Origin of the sequence: Bacteroides ihuae (assembly GCF_900104585.1) — a bacterium.
Taxonomy (GTDB): domain Bacteria; phylum Bacteroidota; class Bacteroidia; order Bacteroidales; family Bacteroidaceae; genus Bacteroides; species Bacteroides ihuae.
Genome location: NZ_FNVX01000006.1, coordinates 991,098 through 1,009,910, shown reverse-complemented (window position 1 = coordinate 1,009,910; position 18,813 = coordinate 991,098). Strand labels below are relative to the sequence as shown.

Annotated in this window: 13 protein-coding genes; 2 read left to right on the top strand and 11 right to left on the bottom strand. The window is 40.2% G+C overall.

Annotated features, from left to right (window positions below; genetic code table 11):
• Positions 1 to 21 precede the first annotated feature (21 nt).
• A complete protein-coding gene (leuS, locus tag BQ5338_RS14790; RefSeq protein ID WP_071147555.1) occupies positions 22 to 2,853 on the bottom strand; it encodes a leucine--tRNA ligase in 2,832 nt (943 codons plus the stop codon).
• Positions 2,854 to 3,097: 244 nt separating this feature from the next.
• On the opposite strand from leuS, the gene mutS reads away from it, so the two are divergent.
• Positions 3,098 to 5,686 (top strand): DNA mismatch repair protein MutS, encoded by a 2,589-nt coding sequence (gene mutS / locus BQ5338_RS14785; RefSeq protein WP_071147919.1) that lies wholly within the window; start codon positions 3,098 to 3,100, stop codon positions 5,684 to 5,686.
• Positions 5,687 to 5,769: 83 nt separating this feature from the next.
• Here mutS and lgt read toward each other — a convergent pair whose 3' ends face one another.
• The 6 genes from lgt to polA all read right to left on the bottom strand — a co-directional run bounded on the left by lgt (position 5,770) and on the right by polA (position 14,073).
• Complete coding sequence (gene lgt / locus BQ5338_RS14780) at positions 5,770 to 6,603, bottom strand: prolipoprotein diacylglyceryl transferase (protein WP_071147554.1); 834 nt, start codon at positions 6,601 to 6,603, stop codon at positions 5,770 to 5,772.
• Positions 6,600 to 7,181, bottom strand: coding sequence for a sugar O-acetyltransferase (locus BQ5338_RS14775; RefSeq protein WP_071147918.1), 582 nt, complete (start codon positions 7,179 to 7,181; stop codon positions 6,600 to 6,602). The genes lgt and BQ5338_RS14775 overlap by 4 nt, the downstream gene beginning before the upstream one ends.
• Positions 7,182 to 7,185: 4 nt before the next feature.
• Complete coding sequence (locus tag BQ5338_RS14770) at positions 7,186 to 8,154, bottom strand: ketopantoate reductase family protein (RefSeq protein WP_071147553.1); 969 nt, start codon at positions 8,152 to 8,154, stop codon at positions 7,186 to 7,188.
• A 175-nt stretch (positions 8,155 to 8,329) separates the two neighbouring features.
• Positions 8,330 to 9,433: a redox-regulated ATPase YchF gene (gene ychF / locus BQ5338_RS14765; RefSeq protein ID WP_071147552.1), complete on the bottom strand. Its 1,104-nt coding sequence runs from the start codon at positions 9,431 to 9,433 to the stop codon at positions 8,330 to 8,332.
• Positions 9,434 to 10,270: 837 nt separating this feature from the next.
• Positions 10,271 to 10,660, bottom strand: a complete 390-nt coding sequence (locus BQ5338_RS14760) for a DUF3836 domain-containing protein (RefSeq protein WP_071147551.1) — start codon at positions 10,658 to 10,660, stop codon at positions 10,271 to 10,273.
• A 581-nt stretch (positions 10,661 to 11,241) separates the two neighbouring features.
• Complete coding sequence (polA, locus tag BQ5338_RS14755; RefSeq protein ID WP_071147917.1) at positions 11,242 to 14,073, bottom strand: DNA polymerase I; 2,832 nt, start codon at positions 14,071 to 14,073, stop codon at positions 11,242 to 11,244.
• 85 nt (positions 14,074 to 14,158) lie between these two features.
• On the opposite strand from polA, the gene BQ5338_RS14750 reads away from it, so the two are divergent.
• Positions 14,159 to 15,133 carry a polyprenyl synthetase family protein gene (locus tag BQ5338_RS14750; protein WP_071147916.1) on the top strand — a complete coding sequence of 325 codons (975 nt, stop codon included), beginning with the start codon at positions 14,159 to 14,161 and terminating at the stop codon, positions 15,131 to 15,133.
• 67 nt (positions 15,134 to 15,200) lie between these two features.
• Here BQ5338_RS14750 and deoC read toward each other — a convergent pair whose 3' ends face one another.
• From deoC to uvrC, 4 genes are all read right to left on the bottom strand, one after another.
• A complete protein-coding gene (gene deoC, locus BQ5338_RS14745) occupies positions 15,201 to 16,103 on the bottom strand; it encodes a deoxyribose-phosphate aldolase (RefSeq protein WP_071147550.1) in 903 nt (300 codons plus the stop codon).
• Entirely contained in the window at positions 16,093 to 16,428 is a 336-nt protein-coding gene (locus tag BQ5338_RS14740; RefSeq protein ID WP_071147549.1) for a nucleotide pyrophosphohydrolase, read from the bottom strand. Before BQ5338_RS14740 ends, deoC begins: the two co-directional genes overlap by 11 nt.
• Positions 16,428 to 16,880 carry a D-aminoacyl-tRNA deacylase gene (dtd, locus tag BQ5338_RS14735; protein WP_071147548.1) on the bottom strand — a complete coding sequence of 151 codons (453 nt, stop codon included), beginning with the start codon at positions 16,878 to 16,880 and terminating at the stop codon, positions 16,428 to 16,430. Before dtd ends, BQ5338_RS14740 begins: the two co-directional genes overlap by 1 nt.
• Positions 16,881 to 16,950: 70 nt before the next feature.
• Positions 16,951 to 18,786: an excinuclease ABC subunit UvrC gene (gene uvrC / locus BQ5338_RS14730; protein WP_071147547.1), complete on the bottom strand. Its 1,836-nt coding sequence runs from the start codon at positions 18,784 to 18,786 to the stop codon at positions 16,951 to 16,953.
• Positions 18,787 to 18,813: the final 27 nt, after the last annotated feature.

Sequence of the window (18,813 nt, the reverse complement as noted above, 5' to 3'; positions counted from 1 at the left end):
TGAATAATTGTTTATTATTAATTAAACTACAATATTTATTAATTTATTAGGAACAACAATGACCTTTTTAGGTATTTTCCCTTCTATCCATTTTTTGGAACGTTCATCTTTCAATGCTTCCTCTTGTATCGTTTCTTTTGCGGCACCAGCAGGAAACTCCATATTGAAGCGAGCTTTTCCATTGAAAGAAATAGCATAGTTCACTACATCTTCCTTTAGATACTCTTCGTTCCATTTAGGCCATTGAGCATCACAAACAGATGTAGTGTTGCCCAATACTTCCCAAAGTTCTTCACTTACGTAGGGAGCAAAAGGAGCAAGGAGAATAATTAATTTGTTTAAAATCTCTTTTTTATAACACTTCAGCGTAAAGAGTTCGTTTATGCAAATCATGAAGGCGCTTACTGAAGTATTGTATGAGAATAGTTCTATATCACCGGTTACCTTCTTAATCAGTTTGTGGAGTGATTTTAATTCTTCTTTAGAAGTGGGTTGATCTGTTAAGATGCATTGACCATCTCTGTTGAAGAAGAGTGTCCAGAACTTACGGATGAAACGATGTACACCGTCAATTCCGTTCGTATCCCATGGTTTTGATTGTTCTACCGGTCCAAGAAACATCTCGTACATACGCAATGTATCAGCACCGTATTTTTCAACGATCATATCAGGGTTTACAACGTTGAACATAGACTTACTCATCTTTTCTACTGTCCACCCACAGATGTATTTGCCATCTTCAAGTATAAATTCAGCAGTAGCAAATTCCGGTCTCCATGCTTTGAATGCTTCTCTATCAAGTATGTCGTTTGATACGATGTTTACATCTACGTGAATAGGAGTGACGTCGTATTGATCCTTCAAATTAAGTGAAACGAATGTATTGGTATCCTTTATGCGATAAACAAAGTTACTGCGTCCTTGAATCATTCCTTGGTTTACCAACTTTTGGAATGGCTCTTCTTTCACTGTTATACCAAGATCGAAGAGAAATTTGTTCCAGAAGCGAGAGTAGATGAGGTGTCCTGTGGCATGTTCCGTACCACCTACATAAAGGTCAACATTTTGCCAATAGGCATTGACTTTTGAATCAACCAAACATTCATTGTTGCGTGGATCCATGTAGCGCAAGTAGTAAGCAGACGACCCTGCAAAGCCCGGCATGGTGTTGAGTTCCAATGGGAAGATTGTCTTATTATCTATTTTATTGGTATCTACCACTTCTTTATTAACTTCGTCCCATCCCCATTTAGTAGCATTACCCAATGGTGGTTCTCCTGTTTCGGTAGGTAGGAATTTGGTTACTTCAGGAAGTTGTAATGGAAGTTTGCTTTCATCAATCATGTAAGGCATACCCTCTTTATAATAGACAGGAAACGGTTCCCCCCAATAGCGTTGGCGGGAGAAAATAGCATCACGCAAACGGAAATTGACTTTTACACGTCCCAATCCGCTCGTTTTGATATATTCTTTTGTTTTAGCGATGGCTTCTTTTATACTCAAGCCATTCAACACCAATCCACCTTCAGGAGTGCCCGGGCGAGGGGAGTTGATCATGATTCCTTCCTTTGCATCAAAACTTTCTTCACTAACGTCGCAACCCTCTATTAACGGACGTATTTCTAAGTTGAAATGTTTGGCAAATGCATAGTCACGACTGTCGTGTGCCGGTACTGCCATGATGGCTCCCGTGCCGTATCCAGCTAATACATAATCACTTATCCATACAGGAATTGCTTCATTAGTAAGTGGATTGATGGCATAACTGCCTGAAAAGACACCACTTACACTACGATCAGCAATACGTTCGCGTTCAGTACGCTTCTTGGTGCGTTCCAGATAGGCATTTACTTCCTCCTTTTGAGTAGGAGTGGTGAGTTGAGCTACCAATTCACTTTCAGGAGCAAGTACCATGAAAGTAACACCAAAGACTGTATCGGCACGTGTGGTAAATATGGTAAATTCTACATCACTGTCTTTTACATTAAAACTCATCTCGGCACCTTCCGAACGGCCAATCCAGTTGCGCTGTGTTTCTTTCAATGAATCTGTCCAATCAACAGTTTCTAATCCATCGAGCAAACGTTGTGCGTATGCCGATACACGTAAACACCATTGGCGCATCACCTTTTGAATAACCGGATGACCACCACGTTCGGATACACCGTCTACAACCTCATCATTGGCCAACACAGTACCCAAGGCCGGACACCAGTTTACCATTGTGTTGCCTAGATAAGCAATTCGGTAGTTCATTAAAGTTTCCTGTTGCTGCTTTTCATTCATTGCTTTCCACTCTTGAGCGGTAAAGTTTAGCTCTTCGCTGCAAGCAACATTTAAATCCTTTGTTCCGGTTACTTCGAATGCTTCAATAAGTTCTGCAATTGGCATCGCTTTCTTTTCATCTTTACAGTAAAAGCTATTGAACATCTTGATGAAGGCCCATTGCGTCCATTGGTAATATTCAGGATCGCATGTACGTATTTCACGGTTCCAATCGAATGAGAATCCAATCTTATCCAACTGTTCGCGGTAACGATTTATATTGTTGACAGTAGTAATAGCTGGGTGTTGTCCTGTTTGAATAGCATATTGCTCGGCAGGCAGTCCGTAAGCATCATAACCCATGGGATTGAGTACATTGAAGCCTTGCAAGCGTTTGTAACGGGCATAAATATCCGAGGCGATATAACCCAGCGGATGTCCCACATGTAGTCCGGCTCCGGAAGGATAGGGAAACATGTTGAGTACATAGAATTTTTGCTTCGATTCATCTTCTGTCACCTGATAGGTTTTTTCTTCTACCCATCGTTTCTGCCACTTCTTCTCAATCTCCCTGAAACTATATTCCATAGCTATCTTAACTTTAGTGTGATATGTATTAATTTCTACCTGTTTCTATCTTTAGTTGGCAAATTTACATGTTTATTTTCAGATAACAACGTTGGCCGATGAAAAAGCACAGTTTAAGGTGCTGAGAGCTTATTTTTGTTGGATGCGGTCATTACTTGGAGATTTTTATGTAGATTTGTTCTATTATTCAACTTTAAAAAAGAGGAAATTTACTGTGAACAATGATGATATCGAACTAACCCCGATGATGAAGCAGTTTCTGGATCTGAAGGCAAAACATCCCGATGCCGTAATGCTTTTCAGATGCGGCGACTTCTACGAAACATATTCTACTGATGCTGTGATAGCTGCCGATATTTTAGGAATTACATTAACTAAGCGGGCCAATGGAAAAGGAAAAAGCGTCGAAATGGCGGGCTTTCCACACCATGCACTCGATACGTATCTTCCAAAACTCATTCGTGCAGGTAAGCGGGTGGCTATTTGTGATCAGCTTGAAGACCCCAAGACAACAAAGAAATTAGTGAAACGAGGCATTACTGAATTGGTTACGCCGGGTGTTTCTATCAACGATAATATTCTTAATTACAAAGAGAACAACTTTTTGGCGGCTGTCCATTTTGGTAAAGCAAATTGTGGAGTGTCGTTTCTTGATATTTCTACCGGAGAGTTTCTTACTGCTGAAGGACCTTTTGACTATGTGGATAAGTTGCTCAACAACTTTGGTCCGAAGGAAATCTTGTTTGAGAGAGGTAAACGTGGCATGTTTGAAGGGAACTTTGGCAATAAGTTCTTTACTTTTGAACTAGACGATTGGGTTTTTACGGATACTACTGCCCGTGAAAAGTTGCTTAAGCACTTTGAAACCAAGAACCTAAAAGGATTTGGTGTGGAACACTTGAAGAATGGCATCATCGCTTCGGGTGCTATTTTACAATACCTGGAGATGACTCAGCATACACAGATAGGCCACATCACGTCGTTGGCACGCATAGAAGAAGACAAGTTTGTGCGTTTGGATAAGTTTACTGTGCGGAGCTTGGAACTTATATCGAGTATGAACGATGGCGGAAGCAGCTTACTGAGCGTGATTGATAAGACGATCAGTCCGATGGGCGCACGCTTGTTGAAACGTTGGATGGTGTTTCCGTTGAAAGACGAGAAACCAATAAACGACCGCTTGAATGTGGTGGAATATTTCTTTCGTGAACCCGACTTTAAGGAGCTGATCGAAGAACAACTTCATCTGATAGGTGATTTGGAGAGAATCATTTCAAAGGTAGCTGTGGGACGCGTTTCTCCGCGTGAGGTAGTGCAACTTAAAATCGCTTTGCAAGCTATAGAACCAATTAAGGAGGCTTGTCTAGCTGCCGATAATCCGAGTTTGAATAGGATAGGAGATCAGCTGAATCTTTGTCTCTCCATTCGAGATAAGGTAGAGAAAGAGGTGAACAATGATCCTCCATTAATGATCAATAGAGGAGGAGTGATAAAGAGCGGCGTAAATGCTGAGTTGGATGATCTGCGCCAAATAGCTTATTCTGGTAAGGATTATTTGTTACAGATTCAGCAACGTGAAAGTGAATTGACGGGAATACCTAGTTTGAAGATAGCCTATAACAGTGTGTTTGGCTACTATATAGAGGTGCGTAACGGGCATAAGGATAAAGTTCCTCAGGAATGGATCAGGAAGCAAACACTGGTGAATGCTGAACGATATATCACACAGGAGCTGAAGGAATATGAGGAAAAGATTCTGGGTGCTGAAGATAAGATTTTGGTGCTAGAAACGAGACTTTATAATGATCTGGTTTTATCTCTGGCGGAATATATTCCTGCCATACAGATCAATGCTAACCAGATAGCGCGACTCGACTGTTTACTCTCTTTTGCCAATGTGGCGCGGGCCAACAATTATATTCGTCCGGTGATAGAGGATAGTGATGTTTTGGATATTCGCCAAGGACGTCACCCGGTTATTGAGAAGCAATTGCCGATAGGAGAGAAGTACATTGCTAACGATGTAATGCTAGATAGCGCTTCGCAACAGATTATCATCATAACGGGTCCAAACATGGCAGGTAAGTCGGCTCTCTTGAGGCAAACGGCTTTGATTACGCTGTTGGCTCAGATTGGCTCCTTTGTTCCTGCCGAAAGTGCGCACATCGGTTTGGTAGACAAGATATTCACTCGTGTGGGAGCAAGTGATAATATCTCGGTGGGAGAGTCTACTTTCATGGTAGAGATGAACGAGGCGGCTGATATTTTGAATAACGTTTCGCCACGCAGTCTTGTACTCTTCGATGAGTTGGGACGAGGTACTTCTACTTACGACGGCATATCTATTGCTTGGGCGATTGTGGAATACATCCACGAGCATCCCAGAGCGAAGGCGCGTACGCTTTTTGCTACTCACTATCATGAGTTGAATGAAATGGAGAAATCCTTTAAACGAATAAAGAATTACAACGTGTCGGTGAAGGAGGTAGATAATAGAGTAATCTTCTTGCGTAAGTTGGAACGGGGTGGGAGTGAGCACTCTTTTGGTATCCATGTGGCCAAGATGGCTGGTATGCCTAAAAGTATTGTGAAGCGTGCCAATGATATACTTCATCAGTTAGAGAGCGATAACCGTAAACAGGGTATTTCGGGTAAACCTTTGGCAGAAGTGAGTGAGAAGCGGGAAGGCATGCAACTCAATTTCTTCCAGTTAGACGACCCTATTCTTTGCCAGATAAGAGATGAAATATTGAACCTGGATGTAAATAATCTGACACCTCTTGAGGCGCTGAATAAGTTAAGCGATATCAAGAAAATAGTAAGAGGTAAATAATAAAAGTCCCCGATTATCTTTTTTAAAGTAAGGAATAATCGGGGACTTTTTATGTCTATGAAGTCTAATTTTGTTGCTTTCGACTATTTCATTTTGTCCAATCTCTTTCCTAGGAGTATGCTGGTAATTCCTATAATAATGAAAGGTATGCTGAGCCACTGTCCCATGTTGAGTGTCATTCCATCTTCAAAGTTTACTTGATTTTCTTTCAGGAATTCGATAAAGAATCGGAAAGTAAAAATCAAGGTAAGACAAAGGCCGAAGAAGAATCCACGGTGAACTTTTTTACTGTAATTTTTATAAAGATACATCGTGATAAGGAAGAAGCAGAAATAAGCAATCGCTTCATATAGTTGTGCCGGATGGCGGGGGATCATGTCCTCACGTTCAAAAACGAATGCCCAAGGAACATCGGTTGCTTTACCAATAATCTCAGAGTTCATTAAGTTGGCTAAGCGAATGAAGCAAGCGGTAATAGGTGTTGCTACGGCTATCATGTCGAGCACATCAATGTAGTTGAGCTTTGTTTTGCGTACATAGAGCCAAAGAGCTATTATTAAACCGATGGTGCCTCCGTGGCTGGCTAGCCCTTCGTATCCCGTAAACTTCCATCCTCCACCGGGTAGGAACTTGATAGGAAGAAGCATTTCAACGGGGTGACTGAGATAATAATCGGGTTGGTAGAATAGGCAGTGTCCTAAACGTGCTCCAAGCACAATGCCAAAAAAGCAATAAAAAAAGAGTGGTTCGAACTTATCTTCACCAATCTTTTTGTCGCGAAACTGGTAGTGAACTACGAGATAGGCTAAAAAGATGCCTACAGCCCATAGCAGTCCGTAGTACCTGATAGAAATGCCGAAAACCTTCAATAGTTCCGGATTCGGATTCCAATTGATTGTAGCAAGGAGATGATTCATACTTGTTGTTCTTTCGTTTCGTTTAATTTTCTGATAACTCTAGCGGGGTTTCCTACCGCAAGTGAGTCGGCAGGGATGTCTTTTGTTACCACGGATCCGGCACCGATTACAGTGCGATCTCCGATGGTTACTCCGGGGCAAATGGTTGTGTGTCCGCCTATCCAACAACGTTCGCCAATGGTGACTGGCTTGCAGTCTTCCCATTTATCTCGTTCATCGGCTTCGAGTGGATGCTGAGCGGTGTATATATGTACGCCGGGTGCTATCATTGTATGTGCTCCGATGGTAACTTTAGCACCATCCAGAATTACAGCTCCGAAGTTTATGAATACTTTATCGCCGGCATAAATGTGATCACCGTAGTCGCAATAGAAAGGAGGTTCAACGTGCATATTTTTGGCCGAATTTGGGAAAAGTTCATTGGTTACGTCTTGAAACTTGTCCGTGTAATACTCCGTAACATTTAGTTTATGGAGTATTCTTTTTACTTTAGTACGTATAGCTACCATCTCTTTGCTGTGCGCATCGTAGTGTTCGCCCGCAAACATTTTTTGTTTCTCTGACTCTCCTTTATCCATCATTCTATTTTCTGAATTTTTGAGCAATAGTTCTGTATGTGGGCATCTCAACACCCTGCTCTTCGCCTACTGCTATCATATTGAAGAGTAGTTCCTCTACTTCCGATTCGTGTCCGCGCTCAATGTCTTTTTGCATAGAAGCGGTGCTTTCAGGGGCCAATTTGTCTATAACATTAAGATTATAGGTTACTAAATCTTCGCTAAAAGCGATACCTAGTTTAGCACCCAGAGCAGCACTTTCTTTGGATAAACCGATAAAGGTATTGCGTATTTCACCTTCTTTCTGGACTTCGCCCATTGGTACATCATAGTAAGCGCCGGTACAAGCCATTGCTGAGATGAAAGACCATTTGATGAATGTATCCCGATTGATATCGGGAGATATTTCAGCTTTAATGCCACTATCTTGAAGGTCTTTTTTTACCTTTTCTAATAATTCTTGTGCTACGTTTGTTCCTTTGTGCGCACCGAATACGATGCGAAAGATGCTTCCCATTTGGGTTACTTCTCCGGGAGCAGAGATAAAGCCTACGATGTAAATGCATCCATCCAATACGGTTACTTTGGGCACAAGATGCTGTATCTTAGGCCCTGTGCCATAAGCGTTGATTATTGGTATTACGATGGTATCTTTGTCCGATGCTCTTTCTATAAGACTGATGATAGAGTCAACAGAGTAACCTTTGACGCAAACAAATATTACGTCGGCTTTTCCGTTATACTCTTCAGCTGTGCAGGCCGTCATGGGAATGTTGTGTTGGCCTTTCAAACCCGATTTGAGTCTTAACCCTTCACTTTGTATCGCTGCAAGTTGTTCTCCACGGGCTATGCAAGTGACTTCTCTTCCTGCCAGCCATAAAAAGGCGGCTATGTTACCACCTACTCCTCCGGTTCCGGCTATCAGATAGCGGAGGCCTTTTTTCTTTATACTTCCACAATAAGAACAGCGTTCTTCTTGTTTCGTCTCATCCATTATTTTCGTCATATTCTTTTGTTTTTTATCTTTTGCCTACTTCTTCTTTTTCTGATCTGCAGTGCCTGGTTCATTGCACAGATCTGCGTCAAGATTGAGAATGGCTTTAAACTTAATCAATGAACAACTCAATGGGCGAAAAATGATTTCGGTAAACAGGAAAAGTGTATTTTTGTTATACGTTGAAACGGAAATGCATGATGTCTCCGTCTTCTGCTCCGTATTCTTTTCCTTCCACATTGAGTTTTCCGGCTTCGCGGACAGCAGCCTCGGAGCCATATTTTATAAAATCGTTGTACTTGATAACCTCGGCGCGAATGAAACCTTTTTCAAAATCGGTATGAATAACGGCTGCACATTGAGGTGCCTTACTGCCTTTCAGGTAAGTCCAAGCACGAACTTCCTGCACACCAGCGGTGAAGTATGTTTCCAGATTGAGTAATTTATAAGCCGCTTTGATTAAGCGTGCTACACCCGATTCTGTTAGACCTATTTCACTGAGGAACATTTCGCGTTCTTCGTATGTTTCGAACTCGGCTATTTCCGATTCTATTTTGGCTGCTACGACAAGTATATCAGCATTTTCATTTTTCACCGCTTCGCGGATCATCTCTACATATTTATTTCCGCTTACGGCACTTTTCTCGTCCACATTGCACACGTAGAGCACCGGTTTGCTCGTCAATAAAAAGAGTTCTTTTGCTATTTTCTGTTCGTCTTTTGTATCGAATTCTACTGTGCGGGCCGATTTGCCTTGTTCCAGAGCTTCTTTATATCTGCTTAACACCTCGTAAGTTTGCTTGGCAACCTTGTCGCCACCTGTTTGAGCCTGCTTTTGCACTTTCTGCATTCGGCTTTCTATAGTGTCTAGGTCTTTTAATTGTAGTTCATAATCAATGATTTCTTTGTCTCGAACAGGGTTTACACTACCGTCAACGTGCGTCACGTTATCGTCGTCAAAACAACGGAGTACGTGTAAGATTGCATCTGTTTCGCGGATGTTGGCCAAGAATTTGTTGCCAAGTCCTTCACCTTTGCTTGCACCCTTCACTAGTCCGGCAATGTCTACAATTTCTACTGTTGTAGGAACAATGCGTTGCGGATTCACCAATTCAGAAAGTTTATTTAAACGTTCGTCAGGAACGGTTATTACTCCCACATTCGGTTCTATCGTACAGAAAGGAAAGTTTGCAGCCTGCGCCTTAGCATTCGACAAGCAATTGAAAAGAGTCGATTTACCTACATTCGGTAGCCCGACTATACCACATTGTAAAGCCATTATTATTTAATTATCTTTTATTTTAAGCGTATAACGAGGCAAAAGTACAAATTATTCGGGGTAATGCAAAGAATATCGCCATTGTTCCTGATAAAAGGGTAGGGTAGTGCATTCTTTTATACAATTCCGTTACACTTGAGTCAGCTTTACTTGTGCATAATATAGAGTATATTCTTTTTTATCTTCTCTATGTTTAGAATATCCCTCTAAATAGATGCTTATCGGGCAATTGAGATGAATGTTTGAGCAACTTTTTGTCAAGAGGCGATTTATTTATTCTTAACTATTCTCACGAACTTGGACTTGTTTTTAGATTGATAGAGTGGTAGGAAGACATTCTTATTGACGTTTTTCTGTAAGACAGTAGTGTTTCTGAAAAGTGCAACCGTCTTTTCTCTGAAATGCAACCGTCTTTGGAGCGAACTGCACGGTTCTTTTCCTTCAACTGCACGGTTCAGTTGCTTGCTGACTAGGGTCGTTTACTCTGTTGCGTGGGGTTTTTACAAAAAAGAGGATACTTCAAAGTACCCTCTTTTTATCTCAGTTTAATCTGAATCTATTTTATTATTACGATTACAAATATACTACATTTGAGAGCTAATGTCAAGTGTTTATTAAAAAATAATTCATTCTGTTTCACGTGACACAAAAAAGGCCGGGAGTAAAGTCCGGCCTTTTTTTAGAGTTTTCTAAAAGCAGGTGAGGAGAGAGGTTGCGTTGAAAATCCATTTCCACATTCACCTGCTTAGTTCATGTTAATGTTAGGTTTATTTAGAGAGAGTTTTGTTATTAATTAGGTTTAACTGGTTTAAGTATTAATAATTTATTTGTTGCTTATCATTTTTGAGCTTCCATGGTGACTGTCATTTCAGGAACCAATATGTATTCAGCTTTTTTATTGTTCCATTTGTAATATTCAGTCGTGACATTTCCACCTTCGTATTTGTAACGGATGCATAAGTCATTTTCCCAATTGTTTTTGATGTTGCTCCATTTCATTGCCTCGTTTTGGGTCATTCTTTTTTGTGCATCATACGTATAGTTGTATTTGATGTAATTAGACAAACTTTCGCCATCTTGCTTATAAACAGTCTGCCCGATAAGAAGGCCATCTTTTTGTTCAGAGTTGTAGATCAGGTTATTGTCATTTCTTGCAGAAACGCTTAATGTACATGCCATAGTTATGACTAATAGTACTACTGTTCTTAAAAATACTTTTGCTTTCATGATCGTATGTTGTTTAGGTTGATTATATCATATATCTACTATTTGTATTGAATTACACTGCAAATATAGATAATGCTTTGACATAAATGAATTATTATGCCGAAATTATTCTTAATGTGTCAGCAGATATATTTCTTATTAGTTCCAATATGGCAATATAAATGGATAATAAATCTCCGGCAACATTGCTTTATCGGGTGCGGAGTTAGCAGTAAGTATTCTAAGTGATTACTTTGGTTGCTTTTTGCGATTAGGTTAAATAAAGTTATAAGAAATGGACTTTCTATTCCCACAATATTTGGTTTAGGAAAGACTCTCATTTATGGACCTTTTTTAGTTAATAGGTCTTTATTTGTTAGTGGAGGATAGTGCTTCTTCGTTGAATTCAGAAGAAGAATGAACGTGTAATTTGTAGATTGTGCCTCTAATTTATTACTTTATATGCCATAACAATATATGTAAATGTCTTTTCACACATATTGTTATGGCATATTTCTTTAGCTAGTAGCCACTTAGCTATTGTGGTTTATGATGAATAGATATAAAGGGGTGTGGACTATATCTGAAATCTTAGCATATTCTCAATGTGCTTCGAGCCAGTTCTTTCCCCATCCGCAGTCAGCTTTTAGTGGAACATGCATTAAGTATGCTTTCTCCATCTCTTCAATTACAATATGCTGCACATACTCTTTTTCTTCTATTGGTACGCTGAAATTCAATTCATCATGTACTTGGAGAATCATCTTCGCTTTCAATTTTTCATCTCTGAATCGTTTGTAGATGCGAGCCATGGCTACTTTAATAATATCGGCGGCGCTACCTTGTATGGGGGCGTTGATTGCATTCCGCTCTGCATAGCCTCTAACAACGGCGTTTCTTGAAGTGATATCCGGCAAAAAACGTTTTCTATGAAACATCGTTTCCACATATCCTTTTTCTCGGGCTACTTCTATACTTTTCTCCATGTACGTTTTCACTTGAGGATAGGTTGCGAAGTACCCGTCAATCAATTCTTTCGCTTCTTTTCGGTCTACATTCATGCGCTCGGCCAATCCGAATACAGAAATGCCGTAGATAATACCAAAGTTGGCTGTTTTAGCCTTACGGCGCATGTCAGAGTTTACCTCTTTAATATCTATTTTATAAATCTTGGCAGCAGTGGCAGAGTGGATGTCATACCCGCTGAGGAAGGCATCAATCATGTTTTTATCTTCACTTAAATGTGCCATGATGCGTAGTTCTATCTGAGAATAATCCGCAGAGAAAAACAGACAATTGTCATCTGGAATAAAAGCTTTGCGAATCTCTTTTCCATCTTCATCGCGTATCGGAATATTTTGCAAGTTTGGGTTGCTTGAACTTAATCTTCCGGTAGCGGTTACTGTTTGATTAAATGATGTATGCACTCTTCCTGTTTTGGGGTTGATGAGGAGTGGAAGAGCGTCAATATAGGTACCAAGTAACTTTTTCAATCCTCTGTAATCCAGAATTTTTTCTACTACTTCATGCTTATGACGCATGCTTTCGAGTATTTCTTCAGACGTTACATATTGTCCTGTTTTTGTCTTCTTGGCTTTGTCCACAATCTTTAGTCGGTCGAACAATATTTCGCCTACTTGTTTAGGGGAGGAAATGTTGAATTCTTGTCCAGCAAGTTGGTATATCTCTTGTTCGATAGTGAGTAATCTTTTAGTAAAGTGTTCGGACGTTTGCTTTAAGGCATTTGTATCCAAACGAACACCGTTGCTTTCTATGTCTACTAAAACTGGGACGAGCGGCATTTCAATTTCATAGAATAATTCTTCTGCATCGTTTGTTTTGAGCTCCTTCTCAAGAATGTTTTTTAGCTTCAGCGTCACATCGGCATCTTCGCAGGCGTAGAGGTAAACTTCCTCGGGGGAAAGGTCGCGCATGTTTTTTTGGTTCTTTCCTTTTGCTCCGATCAACTCATCAATATGTACTGTTTGATAATGTAGATAGATCTCCGCCATATAATCCATGCCATGTCTCAACTCTGGTTGGAGAATATAATGGGCTACCATCGTGTCGAAGAGTTTTCCTTTTATTTCGATTCCATAATTTTGAAGTACCAACATATCGTACTTGATGTTTTGCCCAACTTTTAGTGATTGCTCATTTTCGAAGAGTGGACGGAACTCATTTACGATTTTTAACGCTTCTTCTCGATCAGCAGGTATTGGTACATAAAATGCTTGGTTTTCTACATGGCTAAAGCTCATTCCTACCAATTCTGCTTCCATTGGATCCGTTCCGGTAGTTTCCGTGTCTAACGAGAGTATTTTCGTTGTCAGTAACTTTTGAATTAAATGACTCCTTTTCTCTTGATTATCAATGAGTTGATAGTCTATAATTGAAATATCTAAACGCTCTAGATTCGTTTTAAATTCCTCAACTGCATCATTGGGCGTAAAAACGTCAAAGAGATTGCCTTGAACTGGAGCACCCGAAGCCTCTTGTTGCTTGTTTTTTTTCGACGATGAATTTGCTTCGTTGCTGATCCCATTCTTTTGTCCCTCTTTTTTAAAGATCCGATCGATCAATGTCCGGAACTCCATTTCCTCGAAAATTTTCCGAAGTGATTCTTCATCTGCTTTTTCGCGAATGAGTGCATTCATCTCGAGTGCGATAGGAACATCTATTTTTATGGTAGCCAAAAATTTAGAGAAAGTGATCATCTCTTTGTTTGCTTCCACTTTTGTTTTTACTGCCCCTTTTAGTTTATCGGTATTTGCTAAAAGATTTTCGATGCTTCCAAATTCGGCAATAAGTTTTTGGGCAGTTTTTTCGCCTACTCCTGGACATCCGGGGATGTTATCTGATGAGTCGCCCATCAATCCTAGCATATCAATTACTTGTGCCGGAGACTGAATATCAAATTTCGCTTTGATCTGTTCAATGCCCATTATTTCGAATTCTTTGTCACCATATTTAGGGCGATACATAAACACATTCTCTGTGACAAGTTGTCCGTAATCTTTATCAGGGGTCATCATATAGGTTGTGATTCCTTGCTTCCCGGCTTCGGTGGCAAGAGTACCTATTACGTCGTCGGCTTCAAAACCAGCAACTTCAAGAATCGGTATTTTATATGCACGAATTATTTCTTTAATGATTGGCACGGATAGGCGTATGGCTTCCGGAGTCTCCTCTCGTTGAGCCTTATATTGTTCATAAGCTTTGTGGCGGAAAGTTGGCCCTGCTGGGTCAAAGGCTACGCCAATGTGCGTTGGTTGTTCTTTTTTTAGCACGTCTTCAAGCGTGTTTACAAAGCCAAGTACCGCAGATGTGTTGAATCCTTTCGAATTAATCCGCGGATTTTTGATGAATGCATAGTATGCTCTGTATATAAGTGCGTAAGCGTCTAGTAGGAAAAGTTTGCTATTTTTGTCCATCTTTAAGGGTTTTTTCATGGTAAAAGTACAAAAAAATACTGTATTAATTGTTTTATTATTACTTTTGTACCCAAATAGTATTTTTATGGATGGCTTATCTCTTATAAAATTCCCAATTGCCGATGAACTGGTGGATTTCAAAAATCTATTTGATGATTCATTGTCTAGTTCTAACCCTTTGCTTACCAGCGTTATTGATCATTTGCGGCAAAGGAATGGAAAGATGATGCGCCCCATTTTGGTCTTGCTTGTAGCCAAACTTTATGGGGATATTAAGCCAATGACTCTGCATGCTGCGGTTTCATTAGAGTTGCTCCATACTGCAAGTTTAGTACACGATGATGTGGTAGATGAAAGTACTGAACGTCGTGGTCAGCTTTCTGTTAACGCTATTTTCAATAATAAGGTAGCTGTTCTTACGGGGGATTATCTGTTGGCTACTTGTCTAATTCAGGCTGGGAAGACGATGAACCATAACATTATTGATGTCGTTTCTAAGCTTGGACAAGACTTATCTGAGGGCGAACTGCTACAATTATCCAACGTTAGTAATCCTATCTTTTCAGAGAAAATTTACTTTGATGTGATTCGTAAAAAAACAGCTGCGTTGTTTGCTACTTGCACCAAAGCTGCTGCACTTTCAGTAGATGTTGATTCAATTACGGCAGAACATGCTCGTCTTTTGGGTGAGTATATAGGTATTTGTTTTCAGATTAAAGACGATATTTTCGACTACTCAGATAGTAGAGATATTGGTAAGCCCACTGGTAATGATATGCTTGAAGGAAAGTTGACACTTCCTGCTCTTCATGCATTGAATAACACTGAAGATGAGGAAGCTAGGGGAGTGGCGGTAAAGGTAAAAAATGGTACTGCGACTGCTGGTGAGATAACCTATTTGATTGCATTCACTAAATCAAACGGAGGCATTGAATATGCTCAAAATGTGATGTCTGAGTATAAGCAAAAGGCTTTGGGGTTGCTCGCTCAATTGCCCGATTCCGCTGTGAAGATTTCTCTGCAATCTTATCTTGAGTATGTTGTAGATAGACATAAATAAAGATATCGTGTCATCTACTTTTACTAGCAGATAACACGATATGACTTCTTTTATTATTCTATTTTTGTTAGAAAAACTTAATCTCTTCTCCTTTAATTTCAGATAGTAACAGGTTTGCCAAACGGCTTGTTCCCAAGCGGAAGAGTTTGTTATTTAACCATTCTTCGCCCAATGTCTCTTTTACGATGGTGTAGTAAACTAAAGCATCATGCACGCTGTTGATTCCTCCCGCAGGTTTAAATCCAATCTTGCTTCCCGTTTCTTCGTAATACTCTTTGATTGCCTGGCACATAACCAATGCTGCTTCCGGAGTGGCGGCAGGTTGCTGTTTTCCAGTAGATGTTTTGATGAAGTCGGCACCCGAATAGATGGATAAAATAGAAGCTTTCTTTATGTTGGATGCGCTACTCAAAGCACCAGTTTCAAGAATCACTTTAAGATGTTTATCTTTACAGGTATCTTTGATCTCTTGTATTTCTTCACACATTGTTTCATAGTCGCCGCTTAGAAATTTGCCAACGGAAATAACAATATCTATTTCGTCGGCACCTTCCATGATAGCCATAGCTGTTTCGGCAATTTTGACTTCAATGAATGTCTGAGAAGAGGGGAATCCTCCTGATACACAGGCGATATTTACATTTTCTACTTCCAGCGTATCTTTTACTACCTGTGCAAAATTAGGATATACGCAGATAGCAGCTACATTCTTTAATTCAGCAAATTCTTCATCAAACTTGTTTACTCTTTCTGTGAATTTCATCACGCTTTCGTCGCTGTCACTACTGTTTAATGTAGTCAAATCAATGCAGTTAAACAACAATTTCTTCACCTCTTCGGTGTTGTTGGCAGGCAATTTTTTTTCTATAAGAGTTGCTACTTGCGCCTTGATATCAGCATCATTTAGATTTGTATTGTACTTACCCAGTGCGGCATCATACTTGCTCGGGGCTGTTTCATTATTTTCCATCGTCGCTTAATTTGGGGTTGTTTATATGTCTTTTATTATCTCTATTCGTCTTCTTTTCCAGATTACGGGCAAATGCTTCTGTCAGGTCCACGCCTGTTTGGTTGGCAATGCAAAGGAGCACCCATAGCACATCCGTCAGTTCATCGGCAATGTTGTCTTTTTCGCCCTCTTTGAACGACTGATCACCGTATTTTCGTGCCATGATTCGTGCCAGTTCTCCCACTTCTTCTGTTAAGATAGTCATATTGGTCAGTTCGCTGAAGTAGCGTACTCCATACGTTTTGATCCATTGATCTACCTGTTTTTGAGCTTCTTCCAGTGTCATTATTCCTTATTTTTTGTATCCATACAGATGGTTACCGGCCCATCATTTAGCAATTCCACTTTCATGTCAGCGCCAAATTCTCCCGTACCTATTTCTTTGCCAAGCGTCGCGCTAAGCTCTTTACAAAATGCTTCGTATAGCGGAACAGATATTTCGTGCTTAGCAGCCTTAATATACGAAGGACGGTTGCCCTTTTTGGTGGATGCATGCAAGGTGAACTGGCTAATTAATAGTATATTACCCTCTATATCGGATACTGATTTATTCATTATTCCATTTTCATCATCGAAGATGCGTAGATTTACGATTTTCTTGCAAAGCCACTCAACATCTTCTTTTCCGTCAGCTTCTTCGATACCTAGCAAGACCAGTAATCCTTTCTCTATTGCCGATATGCAAACACCATTTATGGTGACCGAAGCGTGAGTAACACGCTGTATAACTACTCTCATTCTTGTTCTTTTTCTCTATAGGAAGGCAAAATTACGAATAAAAAGAGAATAGCTGTGTCGTTTTGATGATTTATTTCCCGATAGTGGGGGCATTGAAGTAGTCGTTTATCACCTTTGTTTTTGCTTCGCCGATAACTGCTGTTAATTCCGCTTCGGATGCTTCGCGAATGCGTTTTACGCTCTTAAATTCTTTTAGTAACAAACTCTTCGTTTTCTCACCTATTCCCTTTATTTCATCGAGCGCAGAGGCCACTTGTCGTTTGCTGCGTTTGTCTCTATGGAAAGTGATGGCAAAACGGTGTACTTCATCTTGTATTTGTTCCAGTAAGCGGAATAAGGGCGTTCCTTGCTTTAGTCCGATGGTTTGAGGAGGAAAGCCGAAAAGAAGCTCCGAAGTACGGTGTTTTCTATCTTTTGCAAGTCCAGCTATAGGGATGTTTACCCCAATCTCTTCCAAAGCCTGTCTAACAGACTCCATTTGCCCTTTTCCTCCGTCGGTAATCACCAGGTCGGGTAGGGCCGTTTCTTCTTCTATAGCGCGTTGATATCGCCTTTTAACGACCTCTTTCATGGATGCGTAGTCATCGGCGCCTACAACCGTTTTAATATTGTATTTTCGATAATCATTCTTTGATGGTTTGGCTTTTTTGAAGACCACACAAGCCGCGACTGCATCCGTTCCCTGGATATTGGAATTATCAAAACACTCTATATGCAAAGGCGGTTTTTCAAGATGCAATTCTTGCTGAATTTCTTTCATCAATCGCATGCTTCTTTGTTCAGGATTCAGTTTCTCGGATTGTTTCATACGGTCGGCTTTATATTGCTTCACGTTGAGCAAGGATAAATCGAGCAATTTCTTTTTATCGCCACGTTGTGGAATTGTGAAAATAACATCGGTTAATTCCATTTCCAAGTCGAAGGGAATGATAATTTCATGAGAGAGACTTTTGTATCGCTCTCTCATTTCAATGATTCCTAAGGAGAGAAGTTCCTCCTTTGTTTCATTGAGTTTCTTTTTATACTCAAACGTAAAAGCCTGATTTATGGCTCCGTTGGTAATGTGCAGGTAGTTGATGAAAGCTGATTTTTCTCCGTCTTCTTCGATGGAAAAGACATCGATGTTGTGTAGTACTGAACTCACCACTTCGGATTTAGCCCGATAACTTTCCACTAGCTCATACTTCTTTTTTAGGATGTGGGCCTCTTCAAACTTTAAGTCGGTAGCCAATTCCTGCATTTGCTGGAGCAGTGTTCGACTAATTTCTTGTGTGTTTCCCTTTAATATCTCTTTTATCTCGCCGATGTTTTTCATATATTCATCATGAGATTGCAGACCGATGCAAGGGCCTGCGCAGTTTTTAATGTGATATTCCAAGCATACATTAAACTTACCCGACCGAATATTTTCCGGTGTAAGGCTTAGGTGGCAAGTGCGTAGGGGATATAGGTGCTTGATAAGATCCAATAGAGCATACATAGAAGGCACGTGACTATAGGGCCCGTAGTAAGAAGAGCCATTGCGGATAACTTTTCTTGTTTTGAAAACCCGTGGGAAGTACTCATTCTGTACGCAAATGGAAGGATACGTTTTATCATCCTTCAGTAATACGTTGTAGCGTGGCTTGTATTTCTTGATCAGGTTATTCTCTAACAATAGTGCATCCTCTTCGGTATTAACCACTATATATCTGATATCGGCTATCTTACTTACCAATACTCGAGTTTTCCCTGGCTCATGTTCTTTGCTGAAATACGAATAAACCCTTCTTTTTAAATTTTTAGCCTTTCCTACATATATAATGGTGCCTTCGGCATTCAGATATTGATAAATGCCAGGGCCTTCAGGCAAGTTTTGCACAATGCCTTTCAGATATTCTCCCGTTTTGAGTTCCTCTGGTTCCATTTTATGTTTTCTCTTGCAAATATAGGG

Coding starts and splice junctions, on each gene's coding strand:
- leuS (WP_071147555.1), bottom strand. CDS start 2,853: ATGGAATATAGTTTCAGGGAGATTGAGAAGAAGTGGCAGAAACGATGG.
- mutS (WP_071147919.1), top strand. CDS start 3,098: ATGATGAAGCAGTTTCTGGATCTGAAGGCAAAACATCCCGATGCCGTA.
- lgt (WP_071147554.1), bottom strand. CDS start 6,603: ATGAATCATCTCCTTGCTACAATCAATTGGAATCCGAATCCGGAACTA.
- BQ5338_RS14775 (WP_071147918.1), bottom strand. CDS start 7,181: ATGGATAAAGGAGAGTCAGAGAAACAAAAAATGTTTGCGGGCGAACAC.
- BQ5338_RS14770 (WP_071147553.1), bottom strand. CDS start 8,154: ATGGATGAGACGAAACAAGAAGAACGCTGTTCTTATTGTGGAAGTATA.
- ychF (WP_071147552.1), bottom strand. CDS start 9,433: ATGGCTTTACAATGTGGTATAGTCGGGCTACCGAATGTAGGTAAATCG.
- BQ5338_RS14760 (WP_071147551.1), bottom strand. CDS start 10,660: ATGAAAGCAAAAGTATTTTTAAGAACAGTAGTACTATTAGTCATAACT.
- polA (WP_071147917.1), bottom strand. CDS start 14,073: ATGGACAAAAATAGCAAACTTTTCCTACTAGACGCTTACGCACTTATA.
- BQ5338_RS14750 (WP_071147916.1), top strand. CDS start 14,159: ATGGATGGCTTATCTCTTATAAAATTCCCAATTGCCGATGAACTGGTG.
- deoC (WP_071147550.1), bottom strand. CDS start 16,103: ATGGAAAATAATGAAACAGCCCCGAGCAAGTATGATGCCGCACTGGGT.
- BQ5338_RS14740 (WP_071147549.1), bottom strand. CDS start 16,428: ATGACACTGGAAGAAGCTCAAAAACAGGTAGATCAATGGATCAAAACG.
- dtd (WP_071147548.1), bottom strand. CDS start 16,880: ATGAGAGTAGTTATACAGCGTGTTACTCACGCTTCGGTCACCATAAAT.
- uvrC (WP_071147547.1), bottom strand. CDS start 18,786: ATGGAACCAGAGGAACTCAAAACGGGAGAATATCTGAAAGGCATTGTG.